The sequence below is a fragment of the Caballeronia zhejiangensis genome, from assembly GCF_000698575.1.
Lineage (GTDB): Bacteria > Pseudomonadota > Gammaproteobacteria > Burkholderiales > Burkholderiaceae > Caballeronia > Caballeronia zhejiangensis.
The window spans coordinates 94,582-110,581 of sequence record NZ_JFHD01000011.1; the positions used below are offsets into that span (position 1 = coordinate 94,582).

General features: G+C 63.9%; 17 protein-coding genes. 7 read left to right on the forward strand and 10 right to left on the reverse strand.

The window, feature by feature from the left end:
• Positions 1-20: 20 nt before the first annotated feature.
• The 4 genes from BG60_RS16330 to BG60_RS16345 all read right to left on the reverse strand — a co-directional run bounded on the left by BG60_RS16330 (position 21) and on the right by BG60_RS16345 (position 2,918).
• Positions 21-374 carry a RidA family protein gene (locus tag BG60_RS16330; RefSeq protein ID WP_008350311.1) on the reverse strand — a complete coding sequence of 118 codons (354 nt, stop codon included), beginning with the start codon at positions 372-374 and terminating at the stop codon, positions 21-23.
• A gap of 73 nt (positions 375-447) precedes the next feature.
• Positions 448-1,368 carry an alpha/beta fold hydrolase gene (locus BG60_RS16335; protein ID WP_034472053.1) on the reverse strand — a complete coding sequence of 307 codons (921 nt, stop codon included), beginning with the start codon at positions 1,366-1,368 and terminating at the stop codon, positions 448-450.
• Between the two features lie 201 nt (positions 1,369-1,569).
• Positions 1,570-2,211, reverse strand: a complete 642-nt coding sequence (locus tag BG60_RS16340) for a CoA transferase subunit B (protein WP_008350316.1) — start codon at positions 2,209-2,211, stop codon at positions 1,570-1,572.
• Between the two features lie 2 nt (positions 2,212-2,213).
• Complete coding sequence (locus tag BG60_RS16345) at positions 2,214-2,918, reverse strand: CoA transferase subunit A (protein ID WP_008350318.1); 705 nt, start codon at positions 2,916-2,918, stop codon at positions 2,214-2,216.
• Positions 2,919-3,135: 217 nt separating this feature from the next.
• Between BG60_RS16345 and BG60_RS16350 the strand changes: the two genes are divergently transcribed.
• A complete protein-coding gene (locus tag BG60_RS16350; RefSeq protein WP_008350321.1) occupies positions 3,136-3,681 on the forward strand; it encodes a LuxR C-terminal-related transcriptional regulator in 546 nt (181 codons plus the stop codon).
• Positions 3,682-3,691: 10 nt separating this feature from the next.
• Here the strand turns inward: BG60_RS16350 and BG60_RS16355 are convergent, their stop codons facing one another.
• Positions 3,692-4,129, reverse strand: coding sequence for an acyl-CoA thioesterase (locus tag BG60_RS16355; protein ID WP_008350323.1), 438 nt, complete (start codon positions 4,127-4,129; stop codon positions 3,692-3,694).
• 17 nt (positions 4,130-4,146) lie between these two features.
• Positions 4,147-4,926, reverse strand: a complete 780-nt coding sequence (locus BG60_RS16360; RefSeq protein WP_008350325.1) for an SDR family oxidoreductase — start codon at positions 4,924-4,926, stop codon at positions 4,147-4,149.
• 203 nt (positions 4,927-5,129) lie between these two features.
• Between BG60_RS16360 and BG60_RS16365 the strand changes: the two genes are divergently transcribed.
• Complete coding sequence (locus BG60_RS16365) at positions 5,130-6,803, forward strand: electron transfer flavoprotein-ubiquinone oxidoreductase (RefSeq protein ID WP_008350326.1); 1,674 nt, start codon at positions 5,130-5,132, stop codon at positions 6,801-6,803.
• A 42-nt stretch (positions 6,804-6,845) separates the two neighbouring features.
• Here the strand turns inward: BG60_RS16365 and aroC are convergent, their stop codons facing one another.
• The 3 genes from aroC to BG60_RS16380 all read right to left on the reverse strand — a co-directional run bounded on the left by aroC (position 6,846) and on the right by BG60_RS16380 (position 10,582).
• Positions 6,846-7,952 carry a chorismate synthase gene (aroC, locus tag BG60_RS16370; RefSeq protein WP_034472056.1) on the reverse strand — a complete coding sequence of 369 codons (1,107 nt, stop codon included), beginning with the start codon at positions 7,950-7,952 and terminating at the stop codon, positions 6,846-6,848.
• A 53-nt stretch (positions 7,953-8,005) separates the two neighbouring features.
• The gene (locus BG60_RS16375) at positions 8,006-9,946 is read right to left on the reverse strand and encodes an MFS transporter (RefSeq protein ID WP_034472059.1); all 1,941 of its coding nucleotides are present in this window, start codon (positions 9,944-9,946) and stop codon (positions 8,006-8,008) included.
• Positions 9,947-10,129: 183 nt separating this feature from the next.
• A complete protein-coding gene (locus tag BG60_RS16380) occupies positions 10,130-10,582 on the reverse strand; it encodes a CBS domain-containing protein (protein WP_008350333.1) in 453 nt (150 codons plus the stop codon).
• 249 nt (positions 10,583-10,831) lie between these two features.
• Between BG60_RS16380 and BG60_RS16385 the strand changes: the two genes are divergently transcribed.
• The 3 genes from BG60_RS16385 (at position 10,832) to BG60_RS16395 (ending at position 13,452) form a co-directional block, all read left to right on the forward strand.
• Positions 10,832-12,169, forward strand: coding sequence for an O-acetylhomoserine aminocarboxypropyltransferase (locus BG60_RS16385; RefSeq protein ID WP_034472162.1), 1,338 nt, complete (start codon positions 10,832-10,834; stop codon positions 12,167-12,169).
• Positions 12,166-13,008: an alpha/beta fold hydrolase gene (locus BG60_RS16390; RefSeq protein WP_034472062.1), complete on the forward strand. Its 843-nt coding sequence runs from the start codon at positions 12,166-12,168 to the stop codon at positions 13,006-13,008. Before BG60_RS16385 ends, BG60_RS16390 begins: the two co-directional genes overlap by 4 nt.
• Positions 13,009-13,131: 123 nt before the next feature.
• Positions 13,132-13,452, forward strand: coding sequence for an Mpo1-like protein (locus tag BG60_RS16395; RefSeq protein WP_008350338.1), 321 nt, complete (start codon positions 13,132-13,134; stop codon positions 13,450-13,452).
• 18 nt (positions 13,453-13,470) lie between these two features.
• Here BG60_RS16395 and BG60_RS16400 read toward each other — a convergent pair whose 3' ends face one another.
• A complete protein-coding gene (locus BG60_RS16400) occupies positions 13,471-14,778 on the reverse strand; it encodes a YihY family inner membrane protein (protein ID WP_034472065.1) in 1,308 nt (435 codons plus the stop codon).
• Between the two features lie 94 nt (positions 14,779-14,872).
• On the opposite strand from BG60_RS16400, the gene wrbA reads away from it, so the two are divergent.
• Both wrbA and BG60_RS16410 read left to right on the forward strand, forming a co-directional pair.
• On the forward strand, positions 14,873-15,493 hold the full coding sequence (gene wrbA / locus BG60_RS16405) for an NAD(P)H:quinone oxidoreductase (protein ID WP_034472067.1): 621 nt from the start codon (positions 14,873-14,875) through the stop codon (positions 15,491-15,493).
• Positions 15,490-15,885, forward strand: coding sequence for a DUF2069 domain-containing protein (locus tag BG60_RS16410; RefSeq protein ID WP_034472069.1), 396 nt, complete (start codon positions 15,490-15,492; stop codon positions 15,883-15,885). Before wrbA ends, BG60_RS16410 begins: the two co-directional genes overlap by 4 nt.
• Positions 15,886-16,000: the final 115 nt, after the last annotated feature.

The window sequence follows — 16,000 nt, forward strand, 5'->3', positions numbered from 1 at the left end:
AATACTTCAGACGACTCGATTCAGTTGCGCTGTGCGGCGATCACGACGATTTCCACGAGGCACGCCGGATTGGCGAGCTTCGCCTCGACGGTGGCGCGGGGCGGCGTGTTGCCTTCCGCGACCCACGAGTCCCACACGGCGTTCATGCCGGGGAAATGGATCATGTCCGAGATATAGATCTGCACCGACAGCAAGTGCGACTTGTCGCTGTTCGCCTCTTCGAGCAGGCGGTCGATGTGACCGAGCACTTCGCGCGTCTGACCGGTGATGTCCTGGTCCGTGTCCTCGGCGATCTGGCCGGCGAGATACACCGTGCCGTTGTGGATCGCGGTTTCGGAAAGGCGCGGCCCGACGTGATGACGAATGACTGCCATTGTTTGTTCCTGATCGGTGATGGTGAGAAAAGAAGCGCAAGCGGCGCGCAAGCACCTTATGTTCAGCCCAATATTATGCCCCGCTCGCGTCATCGCCGAGAAAGAACCCCCTGGCGATGGCGATTTGATCTTCGACAAGAAAGGCCGGCGCGTGACCCGCGCCCGGGATCTCGGCGCTCGTCACGGCCTGACCTTTCTCGACCATTTGCGCGACCGTCTCGCGCGACAGCAAATCCGAGCTCTCGCCGCGCACGACGAGCACCGGCGTCCTGATCGACGCGAGCGAGCGCCACAGAAACGCCTCGCCGGCCGCATTCTGCTCATCGGTGGCCGACGTGAACGGCGTCGCGATGCCCGGGTCGTAGCGAAAGCCCCACGCACCGTCGCGCTCGTGCAGGAGCGGCGTGTTGATGCTCGCCCACTCCTCGTCGGTCAGCGGCCCGAACGACGACGCGAGCGCCGCCGCGTGCCGCACGCCTTCGTCGAGCGATGCGAAACGCGCCGGCTTGCCGAGATACTCGCCGATACGCTGCAGCGCGACCGGTTCGATATGCGGCCCGACATCGTTGAGCAGCATCTTTCGGATCGGCGTGTTCGGCAAGCCGCCGAGCGCCATGCCGATGAGACCGCCCATCGACGTGCCGAACCAGTCCACCGTCTCGACGTTCAACCGCGCGATCAGCGTGACCACGTCCGCGACATACTGCGGCACGCCGTAGTAACGCGGATCCGCGAGCCAGTCGGACAGTCCTCGCCCGACCACGTCCGGACACACCACGCGATAGTCCCGCGCGAACGCTTGCGCGAGCTTGTCGAAGTCGCGTCCCGAGCGCGTCAGGCCGTGCACGCACAGCAGCACGCGCGGATTGGCCGGATCGCCCCACTCCGTATAGGCGATGCGATGCAGACCCGCCGGGCTCGCGCATTGCACGAAGCGCTGGCGCGGCTCGCTCAGATCGGAATGCACGGCTTCGGCGACGATGGATGCGGTCATGGAGAGGTCCTCGTGGAAGTGTCGAAACGATTGTAAAGCGCATCTCACCGGATCGAGGGGCCTATGCCGAACGGACGACCCCTTCCCGCGTGCACAGATGCGGGCGAAACCCGCAAAAGCAAAGCGGGCGAAGCTCCGAAAGCTTCGCCCGCCCGTGTTCGCGCTCACGCCGAGAGAACCGGCGTTCGTGTCACGCCGCTATCACTTCACGCTCGTGACATCGAGCGGCGCGCCCGTCTTCTTCTGAATTTCCTCGACCGTCACGCCGTCGGCCAGCTCGACGAGCTTGAGGCCATTGTCGGTGACGTCGATCACGCCGAGATCGGTGATGATGCGATCCACGACGCCCACGCCCGTCAGCGGCAGCGAGCACTCTTCGAGGATCTTGTGCTGGTCGCCCTTCGCGACGTGTTCCATCAGCACGACGACTTTCTTCACGCCGGCGACGAGGTCCATCGCGCCGCCCATGCCCTTGATCATCTTGCCGGGGATCATCCAGTTGGCCAGATCGCCCTTCTTGCTGATCTGCATTGCGCCGAGGATCGCCAGGTTGATGTGGCCGCCGCGGATCATCGCGAACGAATCCGCCGACGAAAAGATCGACGAGCCCGGCAGCGTCGTCACGGTCTGCTTGCCGGCGTTGATGAGATCGGCGTCGACTTCGTCTTCATACGGCGACGGCCCGATGCCGAGCAGACCGTTTTCCGACTGCAGCCACACTTCCATGCCGTCCGGAACGTGATTGGCGACGAGCGTCGGCAAGCCGATACCCAGGTTCACGTAGAAGCCGTCCTGCAGTTCCTGCGCCGCGCGCGCGGCCATCTGGTCACGAGTCCAAGCCATGATTACTCTCCTTTCGCGCGGACGATGCGTTGTTCGATGCGCTTTTCCGGCTGCGCATTCAGCACGAGGCGCTGCACGTAGATGCCGGGCAGATGGATCGCGTCCGGATCGAGTTCGCCCGTCTCGACGATTTCTTCCACTTCGGCCACGGTGATCTTGCCGGCCATTGCGCACATCGGGTTGAAGTTGCGCGCGGTGCGCCGGAAGATCAGGTTGCCGGATTTATCGGCCTTCCATGCCTTGACGAGACCGACGTCTGCCGTGAGCGAATGCTCGAGCACGTAATGGTTCTCGCCGAACTGGCGCGTTTCCTTGCCTTCCGCGATCACCGTGCCGAAACCCGTGTTCGTGAAGAACGCCGGAATGCCCGCGCCGCCCGCGCGGAGCTTCTCGGCGAGCGTGCCCTGCGGCGTGAATTCGAGCTCGAGTTCGCCGGCGAGGTATTGGCGCTCGAACTCCTTGTTTTCGCCGACGTACGACGAAATCATCTTCTTGATCTGGCGCGTCTCGAGCAAGAGACCGAGGCCAAAGCCGTCGACGCCCGCGTTATTACTGATGCAGGTGATGCCCTTGACGCCCGTATCGCGCAGTGCGGCGATGAGCGCTTCGGGAATGCCGCACAGCCCGAAACCGCCGACCGCGAACGTCTGCCCGTCCTTGACGATGTCCTCGAGCGCGGCTTTCGCGCTGGGATAGACCTTGTTCATCTGTGTGTCCCTTCCATGTTGAAACCAACTGAAAATCGGTTTTTTGATGCCGCCGATGCACTGTTCGAGCGCATCGCGCGGCCTTTTGACGTGGCACAAGCGTACTTTGTGCCGATGATCCGGCACAATACGCAAAAATACATAAGTCTTTGCCCGCGCGCGTTGGTTCCCGGCGCTTTTCGCCGCGATACGCAAGGCGCCGCGCGCCCGATCTCACATGCGTGCACTGGATTATCAAACCGCGTTTCAACTTGCGCCCGTCGGGCTCGTGCTTTCGCGCGAGCGCACCATCGAAGACTGCAACGAGCAGCTTTGCGCGATCTTCGGTTCCACGCGTGAGGCGCTCATCGGCAAGTCGTTCGAGGTGCTGTATCCCTCGCCGGACGAGTTCGCGCGCATCGGCGAGCGCATCGCCGCGCATATCAGCAAGGAAGGCACGTACAGCGACGACCGCATCATGAAGCGCAAGAACGGCGAACTGTTCTGGTGTCACGTCACCGGCCGCGCGCTCGACCGGACCGCGCCTCACGCGGCGGGCGTCTGGACATTCGAGGACTTGAGCGCGACGCGGCGGGTCGCGATCGAATTGACGCCGCGCGAGCGCGAGATCGCCGCGCAGCTCGTGACGGGCAAGACGAGCAAGCAGATCGGCCGCGTGCTCGATATCAGCCCGCGGACGGTTGATATCTACCGAGCGCGGCTCATGAGAAAGTACGACACGGGCAATGCGACCGAACTGCTGCAACGGCTGCTCGGCACCTGACCTGCGCGCTTTACGGCGCGACGGGCGCGGCGGTCTCGATGATCTGCCGCAACATGTCCGGCAGCGGCACGGACTTGCCCGCCGCGTAGTCGATCCAGACGATTTTCGCTGCGCCGCGCGCATACAGTGCGGCGGGTTCATCGGCGCGATACAGCTCGAAGCGCGTATCGAGACTGCTGCGCCCCGGCTTGCCGACGGACATGCGCCCGATTACGTCGCCGGGATATTGAAGCTGCTTCAGAAACTCCATCGACGCGTTTACGATCACCGGCCCTTGCCCGTCGCCATTGCCGCCGACGAGACCGATCTCTTCGAACCACGAGATACGCACCTGCTCCATGTAGCGGAAATAGACGGTGTTATTGACATGCCCGAAGGCGTCCATGTCGCCCCAGCGGATCGGCATGGAAAGTTCGAAGACGGTGTGGAAATCGTTATGCGTGGTCATTGCGTGCGCTAAAAAGTTCAAAGCGAAAAACCGTCGTCCGCCGAGATGACCGAGCCGTTCATGAACTGCGATTCGTCGGCGGCGAGCAGCAGCAAAAGACCGTCGAGATCGTTTGGCGAGCCCACGCGGCGGCGCGGCAGCAACGAAATGAGCTTTTGCCCCTGCTCGGTCTTCCAGTGGTGGTGGTTGATCTCGGTATCGATATAACCCGGGCAGATCGCGTTGACGTTGATGCCGTGTCGGCCCCATTCGAGCGCCATCGCCTTTGTCATCTGCACGACGGCGGCCTTGCTCATCGAGTAGAGGCCGATCTGCGGAAACACCCGCAAGCCTGCCACCGACGCCACGTTGATGATGCGATAGGCCGGCTTGGCCGCGCTGTTGCTATTGCCGCGCATGATCATGCGCTTGGCGACCTCTTGCGCGACGAAAAACGCGCCGCGCACGTTCGTGCCGAACACGAATTCGTAGTCCGCGGGCGTGACCTCCGTCAGCTTTTGCGTGGTCGACACGCCCGAGTTATTCACGAGGATGTCGATGGTACCCGCTTCGGTCTCCGCATGCGCGATCGCCGCTTTGATGCTCTGGTAATCGGTGACGTCGAGCGAAACGACGTGCGCTGCGCCGCCCGACGCCTCGATTTCGGCGCGCAGCTCCTTCAGGCGCTCCGTGCGCCGGCTGGCGAGCACCACTTTGGCGCCCGCCTGCGACAGCACTTGCGCGAAACGCTTGCCCAAACCGCTGGACGCGCCGGTAATCAGCGCGACCTTGCCTTCCAGGTTGATCGAACGGCCCATTGTGCTTCCCTTTTTATGGTTGGCTCAGCCCGGGCAGGCACGCGGCGCGCCGATGCGGGCAATAAGCGTCAACACCGATAGCGCGGGTGTCGTGAATAATAGTACGATCGTGCTAAATTAGCGAGCTTTGGTTGCGGCCCGCTTCACCTTCCCTGAAAATACGCGATCCCGAAAGGGCATTCTAACGGCACATAGGAGCATTGATGACCCCGGCGAGCCTCATCGAGCAATACGGTCCCCGCGAATCGATGGAATACGACGTCGTGATCGTCGGCGGCGGACCAGCCGGTTTGTCGGCGGCCATCCGGTTGAAGCAACTGGCGGAAGAAAAAGGCGTCGAAATCGGCGTGTGCGTCCTGGAGAAAGGCTCCGAGATCGGCGCGCACATCCTGTCCGGCGCGGTCATGGATCCGCGCGGCCTGTCCGAGCTCATTCCCGACTGGAAGGAAAAAGGCGCGCCGCTCGACGTCGAAGTGACCGAAGACCGGTTCCTGTTCCTGTCGCAAAACGACGCGAAGCAGGTGCCGAACTGGCTTCTCCCCGACAATTTCAAGAATCACGGCAATTACGTCATATCGCTCGCCAATGTCACGCGCTGGCTCGGCCAGCAGGCCGAGGCGGTGGGAGTCGAGATCTTCCCGGGCTTCCCGGCCGCCGAAGTCTTGTATGCGGACGACGGTTCGGTGCGCGGCGTCGTCACCGGCAACATGGGTGTCGGCAAGGACGGCGAGCCGACGGAGAATTTTCAGCTCGGCATGGAACTGCACGCGAAATACACGCTTTTCTGCGAAGGCGCGCGCGGGCATCTGGGCCGTCAGCTCATCGAGAAATTCAAGCTCAACAAGAATGCCGATCCGCAGGTGTACGGCATCGGCATCAAGGAATTGTGGGAAATCGACCCGGTCAAGCACAAGCCCGGTCTCGTGATCCACACGGCCGGCTGGCCGCTGGAACCCGACACCTACGGCGGTTCGTTCCTCTACCACATGGACAACAATCAGGTGGTGGTCGGCTTCGTCGTCGGGCTCGGGTATTCGAATCCGTATCTGTCGCCATTCGAGGAATTCCAGCGCTACAAGACGCATCCGTCGATCCGCGCGTTCCTCGAAGGCGGCAAGCGCATTTCCTACGGCGCGCGCGCGATCACCGCCGGCGGCCTGATGTCGCTGCCGAAGCTCGCGTTTCCGGGCGGCGCGCTCGCGGGCGACGACGCCGGTTTCCTCAACGCATCGCGCATCAAGGGCAGCCACGCGGCGATCAAGTCCGGCAAGATGGCCGCCGAAGCCGCGTTCGAAGCCGTTCAGGCGGGCCGCCAGAACGACGAACTCACGGCCTATCCCGAAGCGTTCGACAGTTCGTGGCTCAAGACCGAACTCTACCGCGCGCGCAACTTCAAGCAGTGGATGAGCAAGGGTCTGTACCTCGGCACGTTCATGGTCGGTCTGGAGCAAAAGGTGATGGGCGGCAACGTGCCGTGGACGCTGCATCATCAGCACTGGGATCACGAGATGCTGAAGCCGGCGTCGCAATGCAAGCCGATCGTCTATCCGAAGCCGGACGGCAAGCTCACGTTCGACCGTCTCTCGTCGGTGTTCATCTCGAACACGAACCACGAAGAGAATCAGCCCCCGCATCTGACGCTCAAGGATCCGAGCGTGCCGGTCAACGTGAACCTGCGCACGTATGCCGGTCCTGAAAGCCGCTACTGCCCCGCCGCCGTGTACGAGTTCGTCAAGTCGGACGACGGCAACGAGCGCCTGCAGATCAATGCGCAGAACTGCGTGCATTGCAAGACCTGCGACATCAAGGACCCGACGCAGAACATCGTCTGGGTTACGCCGGAAGGCGGCGGCGGGCCGAACTATCCGAACATGTGAGGTCTGAAACGACAAAGGGCGCCAAATCGGCGCCCTTTTCTTTTATTTCGACGGCGCTTGAGCCGCGATCTTCGGCGTTCCGACGACCACATCGCCGCATTGCGCACGATGCCGCAGCGCGTGATCCATCAGCACCAGCGCGAGCAGCGCTTCGGCGATCGGCGTCGCGCGGATGCCGACGCACGGATCGTGACGGCCGAAGGTCTCGACCGTCGCACTGGCGCCGTCCTTGTCGATCGACTGACGCGGCGTGCGGATGCTCGACGTCGGTTTGATGGCGATCGACACCGTGATGTCCTGCCCGCTCGAAATGCCGCCGAGGATGCCGCCCGCATTGTTCGTCGCGAAGCCTTCGGGCGTCATTTCGTCGCCGTGCTGCGAGCCGCGTTGCGCGACGCTCGCGAAGCCCGCGCCGATCTCGACGGCCTTCACGGCGTTCAGGCCCATCATCGCGTGGGCGATATCGGCGTCCAGGCGATCGTAAAGCGGCTCGCCGAGACCGACCGGCACGCCCGTCGCGACGACTTCGATGCGCGCACCGACCGAATCGCCGTCGCGACGCAGGTTGTCCATGTATTCCTCGAGCTGCGGCACGATTGCTTCGTTCGCCGAGAAAAACGGATTCTCGGGCACGTGGCGCCAGTCGACGAACGGAATGTCGATTTCCCCGAGCGCGCTCATGCGGCCGTGCGTTTCGAGACCGAACTTCTCACGCAACCACTTCTTCGCAACCGCGCCGGCGGCGACGGTCGGCGCGGTCAGCCGCGCCGATGACCGGCCACCGCCGCGATAGTCGCGCACGCCGTACTTCTGCCAATAGGTGTAGTCCGCGTGACCGGGACGGAAGGTCTGCGCGATGTTGCCGTAGTCCTTGCTGCGCTGATCGGTATTGCGGATCAGGAGCGCGATCGGCGTGCCGGTCGTCACGCCCTCGAAGACGCCGGAAAGAATCTCGACCTGATCCGCTTCCTGCCGCTGCGTCACGTGACGCGACGTGCCGGGGCGGCGCCGGTCGAGTTCGATCTGAATATCGGCTTCGCTGAGCGCCATGCCCGGCGGGCAACCATCGATCACGCAGCCGATCGCCGGACCGTGCGACTCGCCGAAATTCGTGACGGTGAAGAGCGTGCCAAGGGTATTGCCGGACATGAGCGTCGACCTGAAAAAAAGTGTCGGGGAAACCGCTATTATGCCAGCGCCGTCTACCGCCGCGCGCCGCGCAAGACCGACACGGCTTCCTGCAGATGCGCGGGCGTCGCGTCCTCTGGCGCGATCGGTTCGCCGACCGCGAGCGTCAGCCGCGTCATCGCCCCACGCTGGATCGGACGCGGCCATTGCGCATCTTCGTGGCGCGAGAACACGCTGCCCCACAGACCGCGCAGCGCCATCGGCACGACGGGCGCCGGATGGCGCCGCAGAATCTCCGAGATGCCGTGCCGGAAGGGATTGATATCCCCCGTGCGCGTCAGCTTGCCTTCGGGAAAGATGCAGACGAGATCGCCGTCATCCAAAGCCCGCGTGCAGGCGGCGTACGCGCGTTCGAGCATGTCGGCGTCTTCGTGTGCGGGCGCGATCGGAATCGCCTTCACATGCCGGAACATCCAGCCGACGAACGGCGTGCGAAAGATGCGGTGATCCATCACGAAGCGAATCGGCCGCGGACTTTCGGCCATGATGACGACCGCATCGACGAAGCTCACGTGATTGCACACGAGCACGGCCGCGCCATGCGCCGGGATGCGCTCGGCGTCGACGAGACGGATCCGATAGAACGTGTGCACCAGAATCCACGCGATGAAGCGCAGCAAAAACTCCGGCACCAGCGAATAGATATAGACCGCGACGACGACATTGAGCAGCGCGGTCGTCAGAAAGAGTCCCGGAATGCCGACGCCCAACGACGTAAGCGCGAGCGCCATCAGCGCCGACACGATCATGAAAAACGAATTGAGGATGTTGTTCGCCGCGATGATGCGCGCGCGATGAGTCGGCTGACTGCGCGCCTGGATCAGCGCGTAGAGCGGCACGCTGTAGAAGCCGCCGAACATGGCGAGCAGAAAGAGGTCCGCGAGAATGCGCCAGTGCGGCAGCGTCATCAGGAATTCGCCGACGTTGAACAGATGCCCGGCCGGCGCGATGCGATGGCTCGCGAAGAACAAATCGATCGCGAACACGCTGATGCCGATCGAGCCGAGCGGCACGAGCCCGATCTCGACGCGCCGCTTCGAAAGCCGCTCGCAGAGTAGCGATCCCGTGCCGATGCCGATGGAAAACGTCGCGAGAAGGATGGTCACGACGTCGGGATCGGCGGAAAGCACGTCCTTCGCGAAATTGAAGAACGATGTGAGAAAGGTTGCGCCGACGAACCACAGCCACGAAATGCCGAGCAGGCTCAGAAACACCGTGCGGTCCTGCTTCGCGAGCTTCAGATTGCGCCATGTCTCCGAGACCGGATTCCAGTTGATGCGCAAGTCCGGCTGCGATGCGTCCGACTTCGGCACGAACGCCGAAGCTACGCGCCCGACGATCGCGAACGCGATGCACGCGATCGCGAGGAGCATCGCGCCGTGTTCCGACGCGCCCGCCGCCGCCCCGCCGATGATCGTGCCGATCAGGATCGCGACGAAGGTGCCCATCTCGACGAGTCCGTTGCCGCCGACGAGTTCATGCGAATCGAGATGCTGCGGCAGATACGCGTATTTGACGGGGCCGAAGACGGTCGAATGCACGCCCATCAAAAACGTGCACGCGTAAAGCAGCGGCGCGCTGTGCAGCAGAAAACCCGCGCCACCGATCAGCATCACGACGATCTCGAAGCTCTTCACGAGCCGCGCGAGCACGGCCTTGTCGTACTTGTCGGCGATCTGGCCGGACGTCGCGGAGAACAGCAAGAACGGCACGATGAAAATCGCGGAAATGAGAAACGCGGCGGTCTTCGGATCGACGCCGGAGAAGCGCGCGGCCTGAAACGTCACGAGCGACGTGAAGCCGACCTTGAAGACGTTGTCGTTCATTGCGCCGAGGAACTGCGTCCAGAAGAACGGCGCGAAACGGCGCTCGCGCAACAGGCGAAACTGGCCGTCGCCTTCGGCTTGGGAACGTCGGGAAGCGCGCGGCGAGGCGCGCAGCGGTTTGTCACTCATGTCTTGCGCAATAGTTGAGTTCGGCGTTGATCGCGCAATGTCCGCGGTCGAATCCGAATGGAAGGGAAACCGGGCGAAATGCTAACCCTCCCACTTGGGCCAGACGTAAAAAAGCGCGCCATGAGGGCGCGCTTCGGTGGGTCCGATGCACGCGAAGCGCGACGCCTCGCGACATCGACATGCTCAGCGTGCTTCTTCCTGCTGCTCCGGCCAGTCGCGGATATACGCCTTCAGCATGCGATTTTCGAAACCCTGCTCTTCGACGACCGCCTTGGCGACGTCATAAAACGAGATGACGCCCATCAACTGACGCTTTTCCATGACCGGCAGATAGCGCACGTGATGTTCGAGCATCATGCGGCGCACTTCGTTTACGTCCGTTTCGGGCGTGCAGGTGAGCGGATGGTCGTCCATGACCTTGCGGATGGTCGTCGCGCCGACCGAGCCGCCATTGTTGTGCAACGTCAGGATGATTTCGCGGAAAGTCAGCATGCCGACCAGATCGCCGTACTCCATGACGACGAGCGAGCCGATATCGTGCGCGGCCATCGTGTCGATTGCGTCGGAGAGCGGCGTGTCCGGTGTCACGGTGAACAGCGTGTTGCCCTTAACTTTCAGAATGTCGCTGACTCGCATGACTGTCTCCTAGCGAAATGCCTGTTCGATTGGCCGAACGATGATGAAACCATAGGCCGATGCTATCGGAAAGGCCCGCAAAAGGAAAGCGAACGGGACGACGGTTCGCCCGCATTGGCCGAACGGACAAGGCTTTGCGCGATCGAAGGCCGCGCGTTCGCCCTAGGTTTGGGCGCGCGCATCCGATGTTAGGATGATTGACCCTCATTTTCGCCGCACGCCGGCCGTCTCGCGCGCCGGCCGCCTATGATGCCAGCCAACCGTTTCGACACGCTCGCGCTGCACGCGGGCGCCGCGCCCGATCCCGTCACCGGCGCGCGCGCGACGCCGATTTATCAGACGACGTCGTTCACCTTTCGCGACAGCGATCACGCCGCCGCGCTCTTCAACATGGAGCGCTCGGGGCACGTGTACTCGCGCATCTCGAATCCGACCGTCGCGGTGTTCGAGGAGCGCGTCGCGGCGCTCGAAGGCGGCGTCGGTGCCATCGGCACGGCGAGCGGCCAGGCCGCGCTGCATCTCGCGATCGCGACGCTGATGGGCGCGGGCTCGCACATCGTCGCGTCCAGCGCGCTCTACGGCGGCTCGCACAATCTGCTGCATTACACGCTGCGGCGCTTCGGCATCGAGACGACATTCGTGAAGCCGCACGATCTCGATGCATGGCGCGCGGCGGCACGGCCGAACACGCGGCTTTTCTTCGGCGAAACGCTCGGCAATCCGGGGCTCGACGTGCTCGACATTGCGGGCGTCGCGGAAATTGCGCACGAGCACGCCGTGCCGCTGCTCGTCGATTCCACGTTCACGACGCCGTATCTGCTGCGTCCGTTCGAGCACGGCGCGGATCTCGTCTATCACTCCGCGACCAAGTTTCTCGGCGGACATGGGACGACGATCGGCGGCGTGCTCGTCGACGGCGGCGCGTTCGATTTCACCGCGAGCGGACGCTTCCCCGAGTTCACCGAGCCTTACGACGGCTTTCACGGCATGGTGTTCGCCGAAGAGAGCACCGTCGCGCCGTTCCTGTTGCGCGCGCGGCGCGAAGGCTTGCGCGATTTCGGCGCGTGTCTGCATCCGCAGGCGGCGTGGCAACTGCTGCAAGGCATCGAAACCTTGCCGCTACGCATGGATCGGCATGTCGCGAATACGCGCAAGGTGATCGAGTTCCTGCTGAGTTCGCCGGCAGTGGAAGGCGTGGCCTATCCCGAACTGCCGACGCATCGCGATCACGCGCTCGCCGGACGTCTCTTGCCGCGCGGCGCCGGCGCGGTCTTCAGCTTCGATCTGAAGGGCGGCGTGCCGGCGGCGCGCAAGTTCATCGAAACGCTCACGCTGTTTTCGCATCTCGCGAACGTCGGCGATGCGCGCTCGCTCGTGATTCATCCCGCATCGACGACGCACTTCCGCATGGATGCCGCCGCGCTCGAAGCTGCGGGCATCGGGCCGGGGCGCATCCGTCTGTCGATCGGACTGGAAGATCCCGACGATCTCATCGACGATCTCAAGCGCGCGCTGAAAGCCGCGCAGAAAGCGGCAGAAAGCGCTCCGGACGCGAGCGCCGCCGCGCCGCTCGGGAGCCGCGCATGATCCTCGACGTCCACGGCCGCGCGGCCTATGCCTACACCGGCGGCAAGCCTCTCGACGCGACGCGCCCCGCCGTCGTGTTCATTCACGGCGCGGAACACGATCACAGCGTCTGGGCCTTGCAGACGCGCTATTTCGCGCATCACGGTTTCGGCGTGCTCGCGCTCGATCTGCCGAGTCACGGAAGAAGCGCCGGTCCCGCGCTTTCGACCATCGGCGAGTTCGCCGACGGGGTCATCGCCGTGCTCGACGCGGCCGGCGTGCAGCAAGCGCTCTTCGTCGGCCACAGCATGGGCTCGCTGATCGCACTCGATGCCGCTGGCCGCTATCCCGACCGTGCGGCGGGTCTCGCCCTGCTCGCGACGGCCGCGCCGATGGCCGTCTCCGATACGCTGCTCGACGCCGCACGCGAGCACGAGCCCGAAGCCATCGCGATGGTCAACCAATGGTCGCATTCGACGATCGCCGCGAAGCCGTCGAGTCCCGCGCCGGGCTTCTGGCTGCAAGGCGTGAATCAGCGGCTCATGGAACGCGTGAGCCTGCGCGGCGAAGCGCTCCTGTTTCATACCGATTTCAGCGCCTGCAACACCTACGCCGACGCGCTCGAACGCGCGGCCGCCGTGCGTTGCCCGGTGTGCATCGTGAGCGGCAAGCGCGACCTGATGACGCCGCCGCGCGCTGCCCGTCCGCTCGTCGATGCCTTCAGGAAAGCCGGCGCGTCCTTGAAGACCGTGGAACTCGATGCGGGCCACGCGATCATGACCGAGCAGCCCGACGCGACGCTCGATGCGCTGTTCGCTTTCGCGCTCGCGTGCGCCAGCGCGAAAGCGCCGTCGGCCTGAAAACGCGCGTGCGGCGGGCCGCGCAAGCCCGCCGTGGCTGCTTGCATGGCGCGACTGGCAGTCGCAGAATGATTCTTGCTGGCTAATCTTCAGACACCGGCACGCATCATCAGGGAGGCCGTCATGGCGCACACCGCACATGGTGAACATTTCGCGAATTTCGCCGAGTTTTATCCCTATTACCTCGAAGAGCATCGCAACCTGGTGTCGCGCAGGCTGCACTTCATCGGATCGCTGGGCGTGATCGGCTGCCTCGCGATGGCGATCGCTACCGGCGACTGGCTCTGGCTGCCCGCGGCCGTCGTCTGCGGTTACGGCTTCGCGTGGATCGGCCATTTCTTTTTCGAGAAGAACCGCCCCGCGACGTTTCGCCACCCGATCTACAGCCTGATGGGCGACTGGGTGATGTTCAAGGACATCTGCGTCGGCAGAATCTCGCTTTGATATGCGTCGAACGAAGGCTCAGGCCGGCTGCTCCGGCATGGACGAGCGCGGCACCTCGCGCAGACGCGCGCTCGTCAGCGCAGACGCGCGTGCCGCGATCAGCGAGCCGAGCGTGATTTCCAGCTTCTCGTTATCCAGCGCGTTCATCAGCGCGCCGCAGTCGACCTGCGCCGCATCCAGCTTCAGTTGATATTCGAGTTCCGCGCGATCGATCACGAACTGCTCGAAGAGCATCGTCACCGTGATCTGATTCGGATTGGCGATCAGCAAATAACGCGGCATGCGCGAATCCTCCAGCCTGCCGATCCAGCCGAGCGCGTCGAGCCGCGCGATCAGCCTCGTCGACGTATCGAGATCGCAGCGCGCCAGGGTCGAAAGCTGCAAGGACGTGTAGCCGGGCTTGCCCTCGTCCCGCGCCTCGACGAGCCGCGCGAGGATCTCGAGTGCATCGAGCAGATCGCTGCCCGGAAAATCGCGCCGATGATATTGCCCCGTGCGAATCGCAGGCAGCGCGGATGTGACCATCGCGCCGATGAGCGCGAACATCCAGCACAGATACACCCACAGCAGAAAGACCGGCAGCGCCGCGAACGCGCCGTAGACGGCGGTGTAGGTCGGAATGCGCCGTACGTAATAGCCGAAGCCGCGCTTGCCGAGTTCGAACGCGACGGCCGCGATCAGCCCGCCGACAATCGCATCGCGCCATTCGACCTTGCAGTTCGGCATATAGACGTAGATGAACGTGAAGGCGAGCGCCGTGAGCGGCAGCGAGACGCCTGTGAGCGCCCATTCGACAATCGGCGGCATTAGGTTGTGCGAGCCCGCGAACGCGACCGAATGCGCGAACACGTACGAGGAGATCGACAGGCTGCAGCCGAAGAGAATCGGCCCGAGCGTGATGATCGACCAGTAGACGAGCACGCGCTGCGCGATCGGGCGCGCCTTCTTCACGCGCCAGATCACGTTGAACGCGGACTCGACCGTCATCATCGTCATGACGGAGGTCACGAACAGAATGATCATGCCGACGGTCGTCAGCCCCTTCGCCTTCGACGCGAACTGGTTCAGATACTTGAAGATCTGATCGTTGATCTGCGGCGGCATCAGGTGCACCGCGAGGAAGTCCTGAAGCGACGCCTGGAAGGAGCCAAAGATCGGGAACGCGGTGAAGAGCGCGAACGCGACCGTGGCGAGTGGCACGAGCGACAACACGCTCGTGAACGTGAGGCTGCCCGCCACTTGCGCGACGCGGTCTTCGCCGATGCGCCGCGCGACAAAACTGGCGAGACGCCTGACCGCCGCGAGATCGATAAAAACGTGCTGCAAACGCGTTCTCCCGTCATGGCGTCCCGCGTGCAAAGCCGCTTCTCGCCACGAAAATCACCCAATACCTATAATAGCCGTTCACTAAAAAAGCCTTATGAACGACATCCTCGTGCTTTACTACAGCCGCCACGGCGCGACGCGCGAGCTCGCACTCGCAATCGCGCAGGGCGTCGATAGCGTGGCCGGCATGCAGGCGCGTGTGCGAACCGTGCCGCCGGTTTCCACGGTCTGCGAAGCGACCCAGCCCGACATTCCCGCCGACGGACCGCCCTACGCCGAATTGCGCGATCTCGAAGAATGCGCCGGCCTCGCGCTCGGCTCGCCTACGCGCTTCGGCAACATGGCCGCGCCGCTCAAGTACTTCCTCGACGGCACCACGCCGCAATGGCTGTCCGGCGCGCTTTCGGGCAAGCCTGCCAGCGTGTTCACGTCCACCGGCAGCCTGCACGGCGGCCAGGAAAGCACGCTTCTTTCGATGATGCTGCCGCTGCTGCACCACGGCATGATGATCGTCGGCATCCCGTACACCGAATCGCGGCTCACCACGACGCAAAGCGGCGGCACGCCCTACGGCGCGTCTCATCACGCCCGCGCGGGCGGCGACGAAAATCAGCGGCACGGCATTTCCGCCGACGAGAAGGCGCTCGCAATCGCGCTCGGCGCGCGGCTCGCACGCACCGCGCTGAATCTCGTGCGCGGCGCCCGTTCCGCATGACCACGCCGACCTCCACAGCACGTCCCAACGGCGCGCTCGCATCGGGCGCGCTTGCGAGCCTCGTGGCGCTCGTCGTGCTCGCGCTCGTCTGGGAGCTCTGGCTCGCGCCGCTGCGTCCGGGCGCATGGGCGCTCGCGCTGAAGGCGCTGCCGCTCGCGTGCGCGCTGCCGGGCGTCGCGCGCAAAAATCTCTACACGCTGCAATGGGCGTCGATGCTCGTGCTGCTGTATTTCGCCGAAGGCATCGTGCGCGGCATGACCGATGCGCGCCTCCCCGCGTCGCTCGCCTGGCTGGAAGCAGCGCTCGCCCTCGCGTTCTTCGTCTGCGCGCTCGCGTACGTCGCGCCCTTCAAACGCGCGGCCCGGTTGAACGCTCGTGCGGAAAAAAGCTGAAACGTTCGCTTTTTTCGCCCGCGTTCTGCCCGGACGTGATGCTTTGTAGCATGAAACCTCACGGTGCGCGCGTGCCTATGCCATTCGGACGAGGGTCGCGCGCCGCTCGCCTGCG

Bases quoted from the DNA above. Each gene is read 5' to 3' on its own strand.
- wrbA (WP_034472067.1), top strand. From the start codon at position 14,873: ATGAACGACATCCTCGTGCTTTACTACAGCCGCCACGGCGCGACGCGC.
- BG60_RS16360 (WP_008350325.1), bottom strand. From the start codon at position 4,926: ATGGGCCGTTCGATCAACCTGGAAGGCAAGGTCGCGCTGATTACCGGC.
- BG60_RS16395 (WP_008350338.1), top strand. From the start codon at position 13,132: ATGGCGCACACCGCACATGGTGAACATTTCGCGAATTTCGCCGAGTTT.
- BG60_RS16365 (WP_008350326.1), top strand. From the start codon at position 5,130: ATGACCCCGGCGAGCCTCATCGAGCAATACGGTCCCCGCGAATCGATG.
- BG60_RS16335 (WP_034472053.1), bottom strand. From the start codon at position 1,368: ATGACCGCATCCATCGTCGCCGAAGCCGTGCATTCCGATCTGAGCGAG.
- BG60_RS16350 (WP_008350321.1), top strand. From the start codon at position 3,136: ATGCGTGCACTGGATTATCAAACCGCGTTTCAACTTGCGCCCGTCGGG.
- BG60_RS16375 (WP_034472059.1), bottom strand. From the start codon at position 9,946: ATGAGTGACAAACCGCTGCGCGCCTCGCCGCGCGCTTCCCGACGTTCC.
- BG60_RS16410 (WP_034472069.1), top strand. From the start codon at position 15,490: ATGACCACGCCGACCTCCACAGCACGTCCCAACGGCGCGCTCGCATCG.
- BG60_RS16385 (WP_034472162.1), top strand. From the start codon at position 10,832: ATGCCAGCCAACCGTTTCGACACGCTCGCGCTGCACGCGGGCGCCGCG.
- BG60_RS16355 (WP_008350323.1), bottom strand. From the start codon at position 4,129: ATGACCACGCATAACGATTTCCACACCGTCTTCGAACTTTCCATGCCG.
- aroC (WP_034472056.1), bottom strand. From the start codon at position 7,952: ATGTCCGGCAATACCCTTGGCACGCTCTTCACCGTCACGAATTTCGGC.
- BG60_RS16340 (WP_008350316.1), bottom strand. From the start codon at position 2,211: ATGGCTTGGACTCGTGACCAGATGGCCGCGCGCGCGGCGCAGGAACTG.
- BG60_RS16380 (WP_008350333.1), bottom strand. From the start codon at position 10,582: ATGCGAGTCAGCGACATTCTGAAAGTTAAGGGCAACACGCTGTTCACC.
- BG60_RS16345 (WP_008350318.1), bottom strand. From the start codon at position 2,918: ATGAACAAGGTCTATCCCAGCGCGAAAGCCGCGCTCGAGGACATCGTC.
- BG60_RS16330 (WP_008350311.1), bottom strand. From the start codon at position 374: ATGGCAGTCATTCGTCATCACGTCGGGCCGCGCCTTTCCGAAACCGCG.
- BG60_RS16390 (WP_034472062.1), top strand. From the start codon at position 12,166: ATGATCCTCGACGTCCACGGCCGCGCGGCCTATGCCTACACCGGCGGC.